The organism is Dactylosporangium sp. CA-139066 (assembly GCF_050936175.1).
Lineage (GTDB): Bacteria > Actinomycetota > Actinomycetes > Mycobacteriales > Micromonosporaceae > Dactylosporangium.
Map to the genome: position 1 here is coordinate 5408900 of NZ_JBNJNH010000001.1, position 12993 is coordinate 5421892.

General features: G+C 73.0%; 12 protein-coding genes. 6 read left to right on the forward strand and 6 right to left on the reverse strand.

The window, feature by feature from the left end:
- Positions 1 to 69: 69 nt before the first annotated feature.
- From ACQEVU_RS24800 to ACQEVU_RS24810, 3 genes are all read left to right on the forward strand, one after another.
- Positions 70 to 423, forward strand: coding sequence for a VOC family protein (locus ACQEVU_RS24800; RefSeq protein ID WP_433327429.1), 354 nt, complete (start codon positions 70 to 72; stop codon positions 421 to 423).
- 84 nt (positions 424 to 507) lie between these two features.
- Positions 508 to 2865 (forward strand): ATP-binding cassette domain-containing protein, encoded by a 2358-nt coding sequence (locus ACQEVU_RS24805; RefSeq protein ID WP_433327431.1) that lies wholly within the window; start codon positions 508 to 510, stop codon positions 2863 to 2865.
- 463 nt (positions 2866 to 3328) lie between these two features.
- Complete coding sequence (locus tag ACQEVU_RS24810; RefSeq protein ID WP_433327433.1) at positions 3329 to 3655, forward strand: GlsB/YeaQ/YmgE family stress response membrane protein; 327 nt, start codon at positions 3329 to 3331, stop codon at positions 3653 to 3655.
- A 265-nt stretch (positions 3656 to 3920) separates the two neighbouring features.
- Here ACQEVU_RS24810 and ACQEVU_RS24815 read toward each other — a convergent pair whose 3' ends face one another.
- Positions 3921 to 5447, reverse strand: coding sequence for a methyl-accepting chemotaxis protein (locus tag ACQEVU_RS24815; RefSeq protein ID WP_433327435.1), 1527 nt, complete (start codon positions 5445 to 5447; stop codon positions 3921 to 3923).
- Positions 5448 to 5666: 219 nt separating this feature from the next.
- On the opposite strand from ACQEVU_RS24815, the gene ACQEVU_RS24820 reads away from it, so the two are divergent.
- Both ACQEVU_RS24820 and ACQEVU_RS24825 read left to right on the forward strand, forming a co-directional pair.
- Positions 5667 to 6668, forward strand: coding sequence for a LacI family DNA-binding transcriptional regulator (locus ACQEVU_RS24820; protein ID WP_433327437.1), 1002 nt, complete (start codon positions 5667 to 5669; stop codon positions 6666 to 6668).
- Between the two features lie 331 nt (positions 6669 to 6999).
- Positions 7000 to 7392: a hypothetical protein gene (locus ACQEVU_RS24825; protein WP_433327439.1), complete on the forward strand. Its 393-nt coding sequence runs from the start codon at positions 7000 to 7002 to the stop codon at positions 7390 to 7392.
- Here ACQEVU_RS24825 and ACQEVU_RS24830 read toward each other — a convergent pair.
- Genes ACQEVU_RS24830 through ACQEVU_RS24850 form a run of 5 tightly spaced genes read right to left on the reverse strand, consistent with a single transcriptional unit; the run spans position 7326 to position 12223 of the window.
- The gene (locus ACQEVU_RS24830; protein ID WP_433327441.1) at positions 7326 to 8456 is read right to left on the reverse strand and encodes a VWA domain-containing protein; all 1131 of its coding nucleotides are present in this window, start codon (positions 8454 to 8456) and stop codon (positions 7326 to 7328) included. The genes ACQEVU_RS24825 and ACQEVU_RS24830 overlap by 67 nt on opposite strands.
- On the reverse strand, positions 8456 to 9427 hold the full coding sequence (locus tag ACQEVU_RS24835) for a VWA domain-containing protein (protein ID WP_433327443.1): 972 nt from the start codon (positions 9425 to 9427) through the stop codon (positions 8456 to 8458). The genes ACQEVU_RS24830 and ACQEVU_RS24835 overlap by 1 nt, the downstream gene beginning before the upstream one ends.
- Positions 9424 to 10323, reverse strand: a complete 900-nt coding sequence (locus ACQEVU_RS24840) for a DUF58 domain-containing protein (RefSeq protein ID WP_433327445.1) — start codon at positions 10321 to 10323, stop codon at positions 9424 to 9426. The genes ACQEVU_RS24835 and ACQEVU_RS24840 overlap by 4 nt, the downstream gene beginning before the upstream one ends.
- Positions 10324 to 10328: 5 nt before the next feature.
- The gene (locus ACQEVU_RS24845; protein ID WP_433327447.1) at positions 10329 to 11318 is read right to left on the reverse strand and encodes an AAA family ATPase; all 990 of its coding nucleotides are present in this window, start codon (positions 11316 to 11318) and stop codon (positions 10329 to 10331) included.
- A 38-nt stretch (positions 11319 to 11356) separates the two neighbouring features.
- Positions 11357 to 12223, reverse strand: coding sequence for a S1C family serine protease (locus tag ACQEVU_RS24850; protein WP_433327449.1), 867 nt, complete (start codon positions 12221 to 12223; stop codon positions 11357 to 11359).
- A gap of 58 nt (positions 12224 to 12281) precedes the next feature.
- Here ACQEVU_RS24850 and lipB point away from each other — a divergent pair, with 58 nt between their 5' ends.
- A complete protein-coding gene (gene lipB, locus ACQEVU_RS24855; RefSeq protein WP_433335056.1) occupies positions 12282 to 12908 on the forward strand; it encodes a lipoyl(octanoyl) transferase LipB in 627 nt (208 codons plus the stop codon).
- Positions 12909 to 12993: the final 85 nt, after the last annotated feature.

Below are 12993 nucleotides of genomic sequence, written 5' to 3' on the forward strand. Positions count from 1 at the left end.
TCGCCCGCGGCTAGCGTGAATGCCGTGGCCGCCACGCCCGACCGGAACACGAACAGTCTTGGAGTGAACATGAGCGAGGTTCTCGGCATTCAGACCGTGCTGCACCCGGTGTCCGACCTGGAGAAGGCCAAGGCGGTGTACACCGCCCTGCTCGGCCGGGAGCCGATGGCCGACAGCCCGTACTACGTCGGCTACGAGGTCGCGGGCCAGCAGATCGGGCTCGTGCCGGGCGGCGGCCCCATGGGCATGACGTCGCCGGTGGCGCACTGGCACGTGACCGACATCGCGGCGAAGATCGCCGATGTCACCGCGGCCGGCGGCACCGTCAAGGACGAGCCGCGCGACGTGGGCGGCGGCCGCCTGGTCGCCACGGTCCTCGACCCCGACGGCAACGTGCTCGGCCTGATTCAGGACCCGCAGTAGGCACGAGCGCGTGAGCGGATGACGGCCGGGTCCCGACCCGGCCGTCGCTTTTGCCCGATTCGACTTCCCCAGGAGACCCCCGCCATGAGTCAGGCGCATCCCGCCGACACCCACGACATGATTCGCGTGCACGGCGCGCGCGAGAACAACCTCAAGGATGTCAGCATCGAGATCCCGAAGCGCCGGCTCACGGTGTTCACCGGCGTCTCCGGCTCGGGCAAGAGCTCGCTGGTGTTCGGCACGATCGCCGCCGAGTCGCAGCGGATGATCAACGAGACGTACAGCGCGTTCGTCCAGGGCTTCATGCCGACGCTGTCGCGGCCCGAGGTCGACCGGCTCGAGGGCCTGACGACCGCGATCGTCGTCGACCAGCAGCGCCTCGGCACCGACCCGCGCTCCACGGTCGGCACCGCCACCGACGTCAACGCGATGCTGCGGATCCTCTTCAGCCGGCTCGGCCACCCGCACATCGGCGGCCCGAACGCCTTCTCGTTCAACGTGCCGAGCGTCCGCGGCGCCGGCGCGATCACCGTCGAGCGCGGCAACACGACCACCGAGAAGCGCACGTTCGCCCGCCTCGGCGGCATGTGCCCGCGCTGCGAGGGCCGCGGCTCGGTCACCGACCTGGACCTCACGCAGCTGTACGACGAGACCAAGTCGCTCGGCGAGGGCGCGATCACGGTCCCCGGATACAGCATGGACGGCTGGTACGGCCGGATCTTCCGCGGCTGCGGCTTCTTCGACCCGGACAAGCCGATCAAGAAGTTCACGAAGCAGGAGCTGCACGACTTCCTGCACAAGGAGCCGACGAAGATCAAGGTCGACGGGATCAACCTGACGTACGAGGGGCTCATCCCGAAGATCCAGAAGTCGATGCTGTCCAAGGACGTCGACGCCCTGCAGCCGCACGTGCGCGCGTTCGTCGAGCGGGCGGTCACGTTCATGACCTGCCCCGACTGCGACGGCACGCGGCTGGCCGAGGCGGCCCGCTCCTCGAAGATCAAGGACCTCAACATCGCCGACGCGTGCGCGATGCAGATCAGCGACCTCGCCGAGTGGATCCGCGGCCTCGACGAGCCGTCGGTCGCGCCGCTGCTCGAGGGGCTGCGCCACGCCCTCGACTCGTTCGTGGAGATCGGGCTCGGGTACCTCTCCCTGGAACGCCCGGCGAGCACCCTGTCCGGCGGCGAGGCCCAGCGGGTCAAGCTCGTCCGGCACCTGGGCTCGTCGCTGACCGACGTGACGTACGTGTTCGACGAGCCCACCATCGGGCTGCACCCGCACGACATCGCGCGCATGAACGACCTGCTGCGGCAGCTGCGCGACAAGGGCAACACGGTCCTGGTCATCGAGCACAAGCCGGAGACGATCGCGATCGCCGACCACGTCGTCGACCTCGGCCCGGGCGCCGGCACCGGGGGCGGGCAGATCTGCTTCGAGGGCTCGCTGCAGCAGCTGCGGACCAGCGACACCGTGACCGGCCGGCACCTCGGCGACCGGTTCGCCCTCAAGGACACCGTGCGCACGCCCACCGGGAAGCTGCCCATCCGCGGCGCGAGCACCCACAACCTGCGCGACGTCGACGTCGACATCCCGCTCGGCGTGCTCGTCGCCGTCACCGGCGTCGCCGGCTCCGGCAAGTCCTCCCTGCTGCACGGCTCGATCCCGCCCGAGGCCGGCGTGGTCTCGGTCGACCAGGGCGCCATCCGCGGCTCGCGGCGCAGCAACCCGGCCACCTACACCGGCCTGCTCGAGCCGATCCGCAAGGCGTTCGCCAAGGCCAACGGCGTCAAGCCGGCGCTGTTCTCGGCCAACTCCGACGGCGCCTGCCCCACCTGCAACGGCGCCGGGGTCGTGTACATGGACCTCGGGATGATGGCCGGCGTCTCCTCGGTGTGCGAGGAGTGCGACGGCAAGCGTTTCGAGGCGTCGGTACTGCAGTACAAGCTCGGCGGGTACGACATCAGCGAGGTCCTGGCCATGCCGGTGAGCGAGGCCACGGCGTTCTTCGGCGCCGGCGAGGCCAAGCTGCCGCCCGCGCACGCCATCCTGCAGCGCCTCACCGACGTCGGCCTCGGCTACCTCACCATCGGCCAGCCCCTGACCACCCTGTCCGGCGGCGAGCGCCAGCGCCTGAAGCTGGCCACGCACATGGCCGACAAGGGCGGCGTCTACGTCCTCGACGAGCCCACCGCGGGTCTGCACCTGGCCGACGTCGAGCAGCTGCTGGCCCTCCTGGACCGCCTCGTCGACGCCGGCAAGTCGGTCATCGTGATCGAGCACCACCAGTCGGTGATGGCCCACGCGGACTGGATCATCGACCTCGGCCCCGGCGCCGGCCACGACGGCGGGACCATCGTCTTCGATGGCACCCCCGCCGACCTGGTCGCCGCCCGTTCCACCCTCACCGGCGAGCACCTGGCGTCGTACGTGGGCGCCTGACCCAACCACGTCCGCGCGCGCTCTGCACGGTTTCGGAGCCTCCGGCGACGCGCGGCTTGCGACGTTGCGCGGCTTGCCGCGGCGCGCGCTTGCGGCCGTGCGCAGATCGCGGGTCTGGCACCTTCGCGCGGTTTGCGCCGGTGCGCGGTACGCGGTCTGAGGCCGTGCGCAGATCGCGGGTCTGGCGCCTACGCGCGGTTTGCGCCCGTGCGCGGCGTGTGGCTTGTCGCCGTGCGCAGGCCGCGGCTTGCGCACGGGCGCCGGTGGCGATCCCGCGTTCTTGCGCCGCTCGCGGTCTTGCGCGGCTTGCGGCTTGCGGCCGCGCGCAGGCCGCGGCTTGCGCACGGGCGCCGGTTGCGGTCCCGGGTTCTCGCGCGGGTTGCGGTCTTGCGGCGCTTGCGGCCTTGCGCGGGCACGGAACAATGCTTCTGGGAGGCACCCTTCAGGTTTCCGGAGGCATCGGATGCACATCCAGGACTACGTGGCCGCGATCATCTTCGGCGCCATCATCGGCGTCGTGGCGCGGATCATCCTGCCCGGCCGGCAGCCGATCGGGCTCATCCTGACGGTCCTCATCGGGATGGGCGCGGCGGTCGCGGGCACGTGGGCCGCCGACAGGTGGGACCTGCACAGCGACAAGCACCTGGTCGTGCGCGGCCACGAGTACGACTGGCTGGTCATCGGCGTCCAGGTCGGCATCGCCGTCGTCGGCGTGGCGATCGCGGCCCTGCTGGCCCGTGCGTTCTCCTCCGACGACGACCGCCACCACCACGACTACTACCGCAACTAAGCTCGTCGGCGCCGACGCCGATGCGTCGCGTGGGGTCCAAAGTCGGCACGGCTGCGAGGCGACTGCGGCGGCTGCGAGGCGACCGCCGCCGTTGTGAGCCGGCCGCCGCGGCTGTGAGCCGGCCGGACGCGGCCGCGGGCGGTGCCATGCGGCGCCGGTTTGCCGGTAATCCGGCCCGCGGACGTGTTTGCGCAGCTAGCGGATTACTGGATTACCAGAGCCGATAATCCAGTAATCCAGTAATCGAGCAAACCCCGGCGGCCGATCAGCGGGCGTTGATCAGGCGGGCGAGGTGGGCCTGCTCCTCCAGGATCGCGGTGATGCGTGACTGCACCGCGTCCATCTGGCCGATGGTGTCGCTCGTCGTGTGGATGCCCGACGACACCGAGCGGGCGCTGTCCTGAATACCGGCAATCTGCTCGGCCACCTTCTGTGTCGCCGCGGCGGTCTCCCGGGCCAGGTCCTTGACCTCCCCGGCGACCACGGCGAAGCCCTTGCCGACGTCGCCGGCGCGGGCGGCCTCGATCGTGGCGTTGAGCGCCAGCAGGTTCGTCTGGTCGGCGATCGACGAGATGATCTTGATCACGTCGCCGATCGCGGCGGAGGCGCGGCCCAGGGCGTCGACCTCGCCGGTCATGGTGCTGGCCCGGCTGACCGCCTCCTGGGCCACGCCGGTCGCGTCGTTGCTGGCCTCGCGCAGCCGGGAGATCGAGTCGAGCAGCATCTGGCCGTTGCGCTCGGCCGCCTCGCCGGAGCGCACGATGTCCAGCCGCTGCGAGACGAGCTGCTGTACGTTGCGCAGCGCCGAGGCCCGCGACTCGCTCAGCGTGATCCGGTCGGTGGTGAAGAAGTCCATCGTGCCCACGACCCGGCCGCCCGACATGACGGGGAAGCACACCCCGGAGCGCACGCCGGCGCGGCTGGCGGCCGGGGCCCGCACGCAGTCGGTGAGCTCGGCCAGGTCGGCGACGAAGACCAGGTCGCGGGCCTTCCACGCGCGGCCGGACAGCCCGACGCCCTCCGCGAACGTCGCCGACAGCGTCACGTCGCGAAACTCCGGGCCGGCCGAGCCGGACTCGTGGCGGAACACCAGCACCGGTCCGCCGTCGCGCTGCTCGACCTCCCAGTACGAGCCGTACGCCCAGCCGAACGCGGCGCGCACGGTGTCCAGCGCGGCCCGGATCGCCGTCTGGCTGTCCGCGGCCTTGCCCAGCCCGGCGACGACGGCGGTGACCGCGGCCCGGTCGTCGGCGACCTGCCGCAGCTCGGCGGCGGCGACCGCCTGGTTGCGGGCCAGCTCGGCGATGCGGGCAATCGTCGTCCACTTCTGCGAGCGCGCCTCGTCGACGTGCAGCCGGTGCCGCGAGTAGTACTCGAACACCGCCACGACCTGCCCGTCGTGCACGACCGGGACGACGATCGCCGACACCAGGCCGGCGCGGGCCGCCTCGGCACAGCGCGGGCAGTCGCGCTCGCTCGCCAGGTCGGCGGCGTAGATCGGTGTGCGGGTCTGCTGGGCCCGGGTGATCAGCGAGCTGCGCGCGTGCAGCTTGGCGGCGGCGGGGCCGGTGGCGTAGCCGGCCTCGAGCGCCCCGCCGGGCCCGGTCGGCAGCCACACGGCGCCGTAGTCGTTGTCGTGGGTGCGCGTCACCGTGTCGACCGTGATGCGCCACGTGTCGGCCTCGTCCCGGGCCGCGGACAGCGCGGTGACGAGCTGCTCAAGCTTCTCGACGTCCTGCGGGATCGGCAGCTGCTCGGCCTGGGGCACACGCGAACGGGACAGGACACCCACGACTACTCCTCAAGCATGCGGATTCTCGCCATGCCATCGACACAGAGGAGCCGTTCTGTAGCAGTTTGCGTATGCAACGTTCGCGAATCGGGCACGAACCGGCCGACCGTCCGAGACCCGGTGTACTCTGGCCAAACTCCGCCAATCCGGGCCACCCGCGGCGATCTTGGTGCGCGTCCGTGCGGGACGGCGCCGGCCTGACCGGCTACCGTGTCGGCCATGGCGACGATCGGTGACGTGGCGAAGCAGGCGGGAGTCTCCCCAAGCACCGTCTCGTATGTCCTGAGCGGCAAGCGCACCATCTCGGAGGAGACCCGCCAGCGGGTGCTCGCCGCGATCGAGGTTCTCGGCTACCACCCGCACGCGGGCGCCCGGGCCCTGGCCAGCAACCGCTCCAACGTCATCGCGCTGATCATGCCGCTGTACACCGGCCTGTACGTGCCGATCCTCATGCAGTTCGTGATCTCCGTCGTCACCGCGGCCCGCCGCTTCGACCACGACGTGCTGCTGCTGACCCAGGACGAGGGGGAGAAGGGTCTCGAGCGGGTGGCGGCCAGCTCCCTCGCCGACGGCCTCATCGTCATGGACATCGAGGAGCACGACCCGCGCCTGCCCCGGCTGCGCACTCTCGGCCGCCCGTCGGTGCTCATCGGCTTCCCGGCCGACGGCTCCGGCCTGACCTGCATCGACCTGGACTTCGCGGCGGCCGGCGCGGCCTGCGTGGACCACCTCGCCGACCTCGGCCACCGGGTCGTCGCGCTCGTCGGCTCGCCGCCCGAGGTGTACGAGCGCGAGCTCGGCTTCGCCCGCCGCACCGCCGCCGGCTTCGACGAGGCGCTGCGCCGCCGCGGCCTGACCGGCTCGACGGTGCCGTGCGAGCCGTCGCCGGACGCGGTGCTGGCCACCGTCGAGGGTTTACTGGTCCGCCACCCCGACCTCACCGGCGTCGTCGTGCACAACGAGCCGGCGGTACCGCTGCTGCTCGACGCCTTCGCCGCGCTCGGCCGCCAGGTACCGCGCGACGTCTCGGTGGTCGCCATCGGCCCCGACGATCTCGCCGAGCGGGCCAAGCCCCGCCTGACCTCGGTCGCCATCCCGGCGGAGGAGATCGGCCGGCAGGCGGTGGAGCTGGTCGCGGCAAAGCTCGACGGCCGCGCGGTCCCGGCCGCCACGCTCGTGCCGCCGGTGCTCGTCGCCCGGGACAGCGCGGCGCCCGCCTGACCGAGCCTGCACACCGCCGACGCGACCGGGGCCGGGACCAGCGCGGCGCCGACGGGACGACCGCGGCGCCGCCTGACCGAGCTAGCGCATTGCCGACGCGACCGCCGACGGGACGAGTGCGGCGCCGAGAGCAGCGCGGCGCCCGCTTGACCGGGATCGCGCACCGCTGACGCGGGCGTGACCGGGAGTAGCGCGGCGCCGGGACCAGCGCCGCCGCCGCGTCGGGCGGCCGCGCCGACGTCGCCCGGGCCGGGACCGGGACAGCGCGGCACCCGCCTGATCCGCTAGCATTTGCGCGCCCCGAGCCCATGATCACCCGGAGAAGCGCCTCATGTCCGAGATTTCCTGCCGCATCTGCCACCGGGCGCCCGCCGCCAACGTCCGGTTCCACGGGCATCAGGGCATGGTCGTGCTCATGCGGTTCAGCCGCGTCGACGGGCCGTTCTGCCGGGACTGCGGGCTGGCCGCCTACCGCGACATGAGCGCCCAGACGCTCGTGCGCGGCTGGTGGGGGATCTTCTCCGTGTTCGCCGCGGCCGGCGTGCTCGTGCTCAACGCGGCGCGCCGCGGGCAGGTGGCGCGGCTGGCCGAGCCGGAGCGCGGGCGCAACGAGCGCACGCTCGACCCGGGCAAGCCGCTGCTGGACCGGCCGGCCGCCTACGGGCTGCTGGTGCCGGCCCTGCTGCTGGTCTTCGTCGGCTGGTCCGTGGTCACCGGCGGCTGACGCACCGGCGGGCGGGACCACCACTGGGCCAGGCCGACCGCGGCCAGCACGAGCAGCGCGGCGACGAGCGTGAAGTAGAAGCTCAGCTCCGTCCTCTGCTTCTGCAGCGTGATCTGGCTGGGCAGGTCCCGCAGCACGTCGGTGAGGGACTTGGCGTTGTCGGCCTTGAAGTACTTGGCCCCGGTCAGGTCGGCGACCTTGGTCAGCGTCTCCTCGTCCATGTCCTGGAAGCGGCCGCGCCCGCCGAAGCCGAAGTTGCCGCCGGGGATGCGGAAGGTGTCGCCGCTGATCTGGTCGCGGCTGCAGACCATGGGGGAGGGCTGGTCGGTGCCGAAGCCGATGGTGTACACCCGCAGGCGCCGCGCCGCCGCCTGCTCGGCGGCGGTGATCGGGTCGACGCCGTCGGTGTTGCGGCCGTCGGTGAGCACGACGATCGTGTCGGGCTCGTAGTCGCCGCCGGCGGGGGTCGCGCCGCCCGTGCCGCCGTTGTCGGGGACCTCGGCGCCGGTCGGCGGCACGTCCGGGTTGATCTGCGCGATCGCGTCGATGGAGGCGAGGATGGCCAGGCCGATCGCCGTGCCGCGGGAGGTCCGCAGGCCGTCGATGGCCTGGTTGAGCTTGTCCTTGTCCGTGGTCGGCGGCACGAGCAGGCCGGCGGTGCCGGAGAACGTGACCAGGCCGATCTTCGCCCCGCCGGAGTGGTCGGCGATGAACGCCTTCGCCGCCTTCTGCGCGGCGGTGAGCCGGTTGGGGTCGACGTCGGTCGAGCACATCGACCCGGACACGTCCATGGCCAGCAGGATCGTCGCGGTGTTGTCCGGCACGACGACCGAGGCCTGCGGCCGGGCGGCGGCGGTGGTGGCCACGACGAGGCCGGCGGCCAGCAGCGCGAGCGGCACCCGGCGCCGCCACGACGCCGGGCCGGGCACGGCGGCGCGCACGAGGGCGACGCTGGGCAGGCGCACGGCCACCTTGCGGCGCCGGCGGCGGCTCCACCAGCGGTAGGCCAGCAGCAGCGGGAAGGCCAGCAGCGCGCAGAGGGCCCAGGGCCAGGTCAGCGACATCAGAGGATCCGTCCGAACCAGGTGGTCATCAGTATGCCCCCGACCGTGAGCAGCAGCACCGCGAGCGCGGCGGCCGCGCCGGTCAGCTCCAACGGCTTGCGCTGCACGGTCAGGCGCAGGTCGAGGTGCTGGTAGACGTCGTGCAGCGCGTCGGCGCTGTCCGCCCGGTGGTAGTTGCCGGCCGTGGTCTGCGCGATCCGGGTCAGCAGGTCCTCGTCGAGCGCGGTGGCCCGCTGCACGCCGTCGACCTCGACGGTGGCGCCGTCGACGGTGCCGACGCCGACGGTCTCGATGCGCACGCCGGCCTTCGCCGCGAGGCCGGCCGCCGTGACGGCGTTGTCGCCGCCGGTGTTGTCGTCGCCGTCGGTGAGCAGCACGATCGTGGCGTTGCCGAAGTACCCCAGGTCCGGCGCCGGCTCGCCCTCGCGCGGCAGGGTCACCGTCTTGCCGACCACGACGGTCAGCGAGGCGAGGACGGCCTGGCTCAGCGAGGTGCCGCCGTTGACCCGCAGCCGCTGGATGGCCGCGTTCGTCGCCGCGTGGTCGGTGGTCGGCTGCTGGGTGAGCAGGGCGCCGTCGTCGAACGCGACGATGCCGAAGCTCACGCCGTCGGGCTGGGCGTCGACGAAGTCCTTCGCCGCGGCCTGGGCGGCGGCGAGCCGGCTCGGGGCGACGTCGGTGGCCTTCATGCTGTTGGAGACGTCGAAGGCCAGGACCACGGTGCCGTTGGAGCGGGCCAGCGACAGCGGCGCCTCGGGCCGGGCGACGGCGAGCAGCAGCAGGGTGGCGGCGACGAGGAACAGCGCCTGCGGCAGGTGCCGGCGCAGCGCGTCGCGGCGCGGGCGGGTCGTGGCCAGACCCGCGCCGGCGAGCAGCCGGGACCGCCGGCGGGCCGAGCTGACGTACAGCAGGATCAGCACCAGCGCGGCGACGGCCGCGACGGCGACGACGAGGGGGTATTGGAACCTCACCGGCGCCGCCGGCGCTTGGCGTCCCGCACCATCGTGACGAGGGCCTGCAGCGGGTCCTCGTCGGTGCCCACGAAGTGCGCGGCCACCCCGGCGCGGCGCATCGCCGTGTCGACGGCGGCCTCCCGCGCGTCGACCTCGGCCCGCAGCCGCTGCTGGAACTGGGGGTCGCCGGTGTCGACGAGCACCTGCTCGCCGGTCTCGGCGTCCTCGACCACGACGAGCCCGAGGGCGGGCAGGTCGAGCTCGACGGGGTCGACGATGCGCAGCGCGACGACCTCGTGCCGGAACGTGAGCCGGGTCAGCGAGGACTCCCAGTCGACGCCGCCGGCGCCGATGAAGTCGGACACGACGAAGATGAGGCTGCGCCGGCGGACGGTCGCCGCGGCGAGCTTGAGCATGCCGTCGACGTCGGTCGCGCCGGGCCGGGCCGGCCGGGCCGCCGCCTTGCCGATCTCGTGGGCCAGCCGCAGCACGTGCAGCCGGCCGGCCCGCGGGGGCAGCACGAACCGGTAGGGCCCGGAACCGGCAGAACCGTCGTAGAGGACGGCGCCGACGCGGTTGCCGCCGTGGGTGAGCATCCGGGCCAGGCTCACCGCGAGGTCCGTCATGGACGATTCCTTGCCGCCGAAGCGCATCGAGGCGGACAGGTCCAGCACCAGCCAGGCGGTGAGCTCGCGGTCCTCGGCGTACTGGCGCACGTAGGGCTCGTCGAGGCGGGCCGTCACGTTCCAGTCGATGTGCCGGACGTCGTCCTCGGCGGTGTACTCGCGCAGGTCGGCGAAGTCGATGCCGCCGCCGCGGAACAGCGTGCGGTACGAGCCCTGCAGCTGCCCGTCGAGGCGGCGCACGACCTGCCACTCCAGGCGGCGTAACAGGCGGTCGGCGGCGGTCGCCATCCGGCTCAGCGGCTTCCGCTGCGCTGCGGCGCGGGCGCCGGGACCGACACGGCCGCGAGGACCCGCGCCACGATCATGTCGGGGCTCACGTCGTCGGACAGCGCCTCGTAGGACAGCACCAGCCGGTGGCGCAGCACGTCCGCGGCGAGCTCGCCGAGGTCCTCGGGCACCACGTAGTCGCGGCCGCGGATGAACGCCAGGGCGCGGGCGGCGAGCACGAGGTTGATGGAGGCGCGGGGGCTGGCGCCGAAGGTGACGTACCGCGTGAGGTCGCCCAGCCCCACGTCGGCCGGGTTGCGGGTGGCGTTGGTGAGCCGCACCGAGTACTCGATGAGAGAGGGGTCGACGTACACGTCGTCGACCTGCGCCTGCATGGCGACCAGCCGCTCGGGGTCGACCACGGCCTGGGTGACCGGCGCCGGCAGCAGCGAGCGCTCCACGACGACGAACTCCTCGGTGGGGCTGGGGTAGCCGACGAGGACCTTCATCATGAACCGGTCGACCTGCGCCTCGGGCAGCGGGTAGACGCCCTCGGACTCGATCGGGTTCTGCGTGGCCATGACCAGGAACGGGCGCGGGATCTGGTGCGTCTCCCGCCCGATGGTCACCTGCCGCTCCTGCATCGTCTCCAGCAGGGCGCTCTGCACCTTCGCCGGCGCCCGGTTGATCTCGTCGGCGAGCAGCAGGTTGGTGAACACCGGGCCGAGGGACACCTGGAACTCGCCGCTGGGCTGGTGGTACACCCGCGTGCCCACGATGTCGGCCGGCACCAGGTCCGGGGTGAACTGCACCCGGTGGAACTGCCCGCCGATCGCCGCGGCGAGGGCCTTGACGGCGAGGGTCTTGGCCAGGCCCGGCACGCCCTCGACGAGGATGTGCCCGCGCGAGAGCAGCGCCACCATCAGCCGCTCCAGCAGCGCGTCCTGCCCGACGATCGTCTTGCGGACCTCGTAGAGCACCTGCTCGACGGCGTTGGCGGGGTTCGGTACGTCCATGCTCTTCCTTACCGGATAGGTGCCGTGATCGGTTCGAATCAGGTCTGTCCGCCGGGCAGGCCGCCGCCCGCGGCGGTGATCGGCACGGCGAAGCCGACGCCGACGAAGGTGCCGGCCGGGGTCGGGTTGGCCAGCGCGACGACGATGCCGACGAGCTCGCCGCGACCGTTGACCAGCGGGCCGCCGGAGCTTCCCGGGTTGACCGCCGCGTCGAACTGGATGAGGCCGGTGAGCTTGGTGCCGTCGGGGTTGGCCGCGCTGCGGTTGAGCCCGGACACGACGCCGGCGGTGGCGCTGCTGGTCAGCCCGAGCTGGTTGCCGATGGCCACGACGTCGTTGCCGACGGCGAGCCGGCCGGGGTTGCCCAGCACGACGGGGACGAGCACGTCGGGCAGGCTCGCGGGGGCGAGCGTCGCGGTGTCGGTCTTCGGGTCGGTGCCGGTCACCTGGGCCGCGGACTGGGTGCCGTCGGCGAAGCGCACCTTGACCGCGGTCGAGCCCTTCACCACGTGCAGCGCGGTGAGGATGGTGCCGTCGGCGCCGACCACGACGCCGGTGCCGCTGGCGGTGCCGCCGGCCTCGGCGGCCTCGATGCTCACCACGGACGGCGCGACGGCCGCGTAGATCTGCGCGGTCGTCGGCGGCCCCGAGGCGCTGGGCGAGGCCTTGGCCGAGGGCCGCGCGCCGGCGGCCGGGGCGCCGGCGCCGCCGCCGGCCCGGAACGCGAGCACGGCGGTGACGACGATGGCGAGCACCACGACGCCGACGCCGATGGCGAGGTCCCGCCGGGTCAGCGCGACGGACGAAGCGGACGAAGCGGGCGCCGGCTCCTGCGGTGGAGGCTCAACGGTCACGGTCACCTCGGGCCCGGCCCACGGCGGGGCGGGCTTGCCGGCTGGGCGCATGAGACGAACATAACCGCGATTTCTCGGAGAACGGTAAGAGGATTGACCCGTGGCGGACATGGTGCGCGTGGATCTCGGGACGGTCGGGTACGGCGAGGCGGCCGAGGCGATGCGCGGCTGGGTGCGCGAGCGGCAGGCCGGGGCGGCGCCCGATCGGCTGTTCCTGCTCGAGCACCCGCCGGTGGTCACCTACGGCCGACACACCCCGCCGGCCGACCTGCCGCAGGACGGCTCGCTCGAGGTCGTCGAGGTCGACCGCGGCGGCCACGCCACCTACCACGGGCCCGGGCAGCTCGTCGGCTACCTCGTCATGAACCTGCGCGAGCGCGGCCCCGGCGACGTCGTGCGGTGGCTCGAGCTCGCCCTGGTCGACGCTCTCGCCGATCTGGGTTTCGCGGCGGTACGCCGGGACACCCCCAAGGGCGCGGACAGCCTCGTCGGCGTGTGGACGCCGGAGCACCACAAGATCGTGTCGATCGGGATGCGCATCCGCGGCGGCGTCACCAGCCACGGCTTCGCGCTCAACGTCGACTCCGACCTCGGCGTGTACGAGCGCTTCACCGCCTGCCGGCTGCCGGGCGTCACGATGACGTCGCTGGCCCGCATCGCCGCGGCGGCCGGGCGCCCGGCCCCGTCGATGGCCGACGTGCGCGACGCGGTCGCCGCCCGCCTCGGCGCCGCCTGACCCACCCGGGCGGGCTGGAAGTTTCCTGCGCCTCGCCGCCCTCACCTGGGCGGCGAAATTGCCTGTTGACAGCTGTCGAAGCGCT

Excerpts from the sequence above, each read along its gene's own strand:
- ACQEVU_RS24800 (WP_433327429.1), top strand. The coding sequence starts at position 70 with ATGAGCGAGGTTCTCGGCATTCAGACCGTGCTGCACCCGGTGTCCGAC.
- ACQEVU_RS24805 (WP_433327431.1), top strand. The coding sequence starts at position 508 with ATGAGTCAGGCGCATCCCGCCGACACCCACGACATGATTCGCGTGCAC.
- ACQEVU_RS24810 (WP_433327433.1), top strand. The coding sequence starts at position 3,329 with ATGCACATCCAGGACTACGTGGCCGCGATCATCTTCGGCGCCATCATC.
- ACQEVU_RS24820 (WP_433327437.1), top strand. The coding sequence starts at position 5,667 with ATGGCGACGATCGGTGACGTGGCGAAGCAGGCGGGAGTCTCCCCAAGC.
- ACQEVU_RS24825 (WP_433327439.1), top strand. The coding sequence starts at position 7,000 with ATGTCCGAGATTTCCTGCCGCATCTGCCACCGGGCGCCCGCCGCCAAC.
- ACQEVU_RS24830 (WP_433327441.1), bottom strand. The coding sequence starts at position 8,456 with ATGTCGCTGACCTGGCCCTGGGCCCTCTGCGCGCTGCTGGCCTTCCCG.
- ACQEVU_RS24840 (WP_433327445.1), bottom strand. The coding sequence starts at position 10,323 with ATGGCGACCGCCGCCGACCGCCTGTTACGCCGCCTGGAGTGGCAGGTC.
- ACQEVU_RS24845 (WP_433327447.1), bottom strand. The coding sequence starts at position 11,318 with ATGGACGTACCGAACCCCGCCAACGCCGTCGAGCAGGTGCTCTACGAG.
- ACQEVU_RS24850 (WP_433327449.1), bottom strand. The coding sequence starts at position 12,223 with ATGCGCCCAGCCGGCAAGCCCGCCCCGCCGTGGGCCGGGCCCGAGGTG.
- lipB (WP_433335056.1), top strand. The coding sequence starts at position 12,282 with ATGGTGCGCGTGGATCTCGGGACGGTCGGGTACGGCGAGGCGGCCGAG.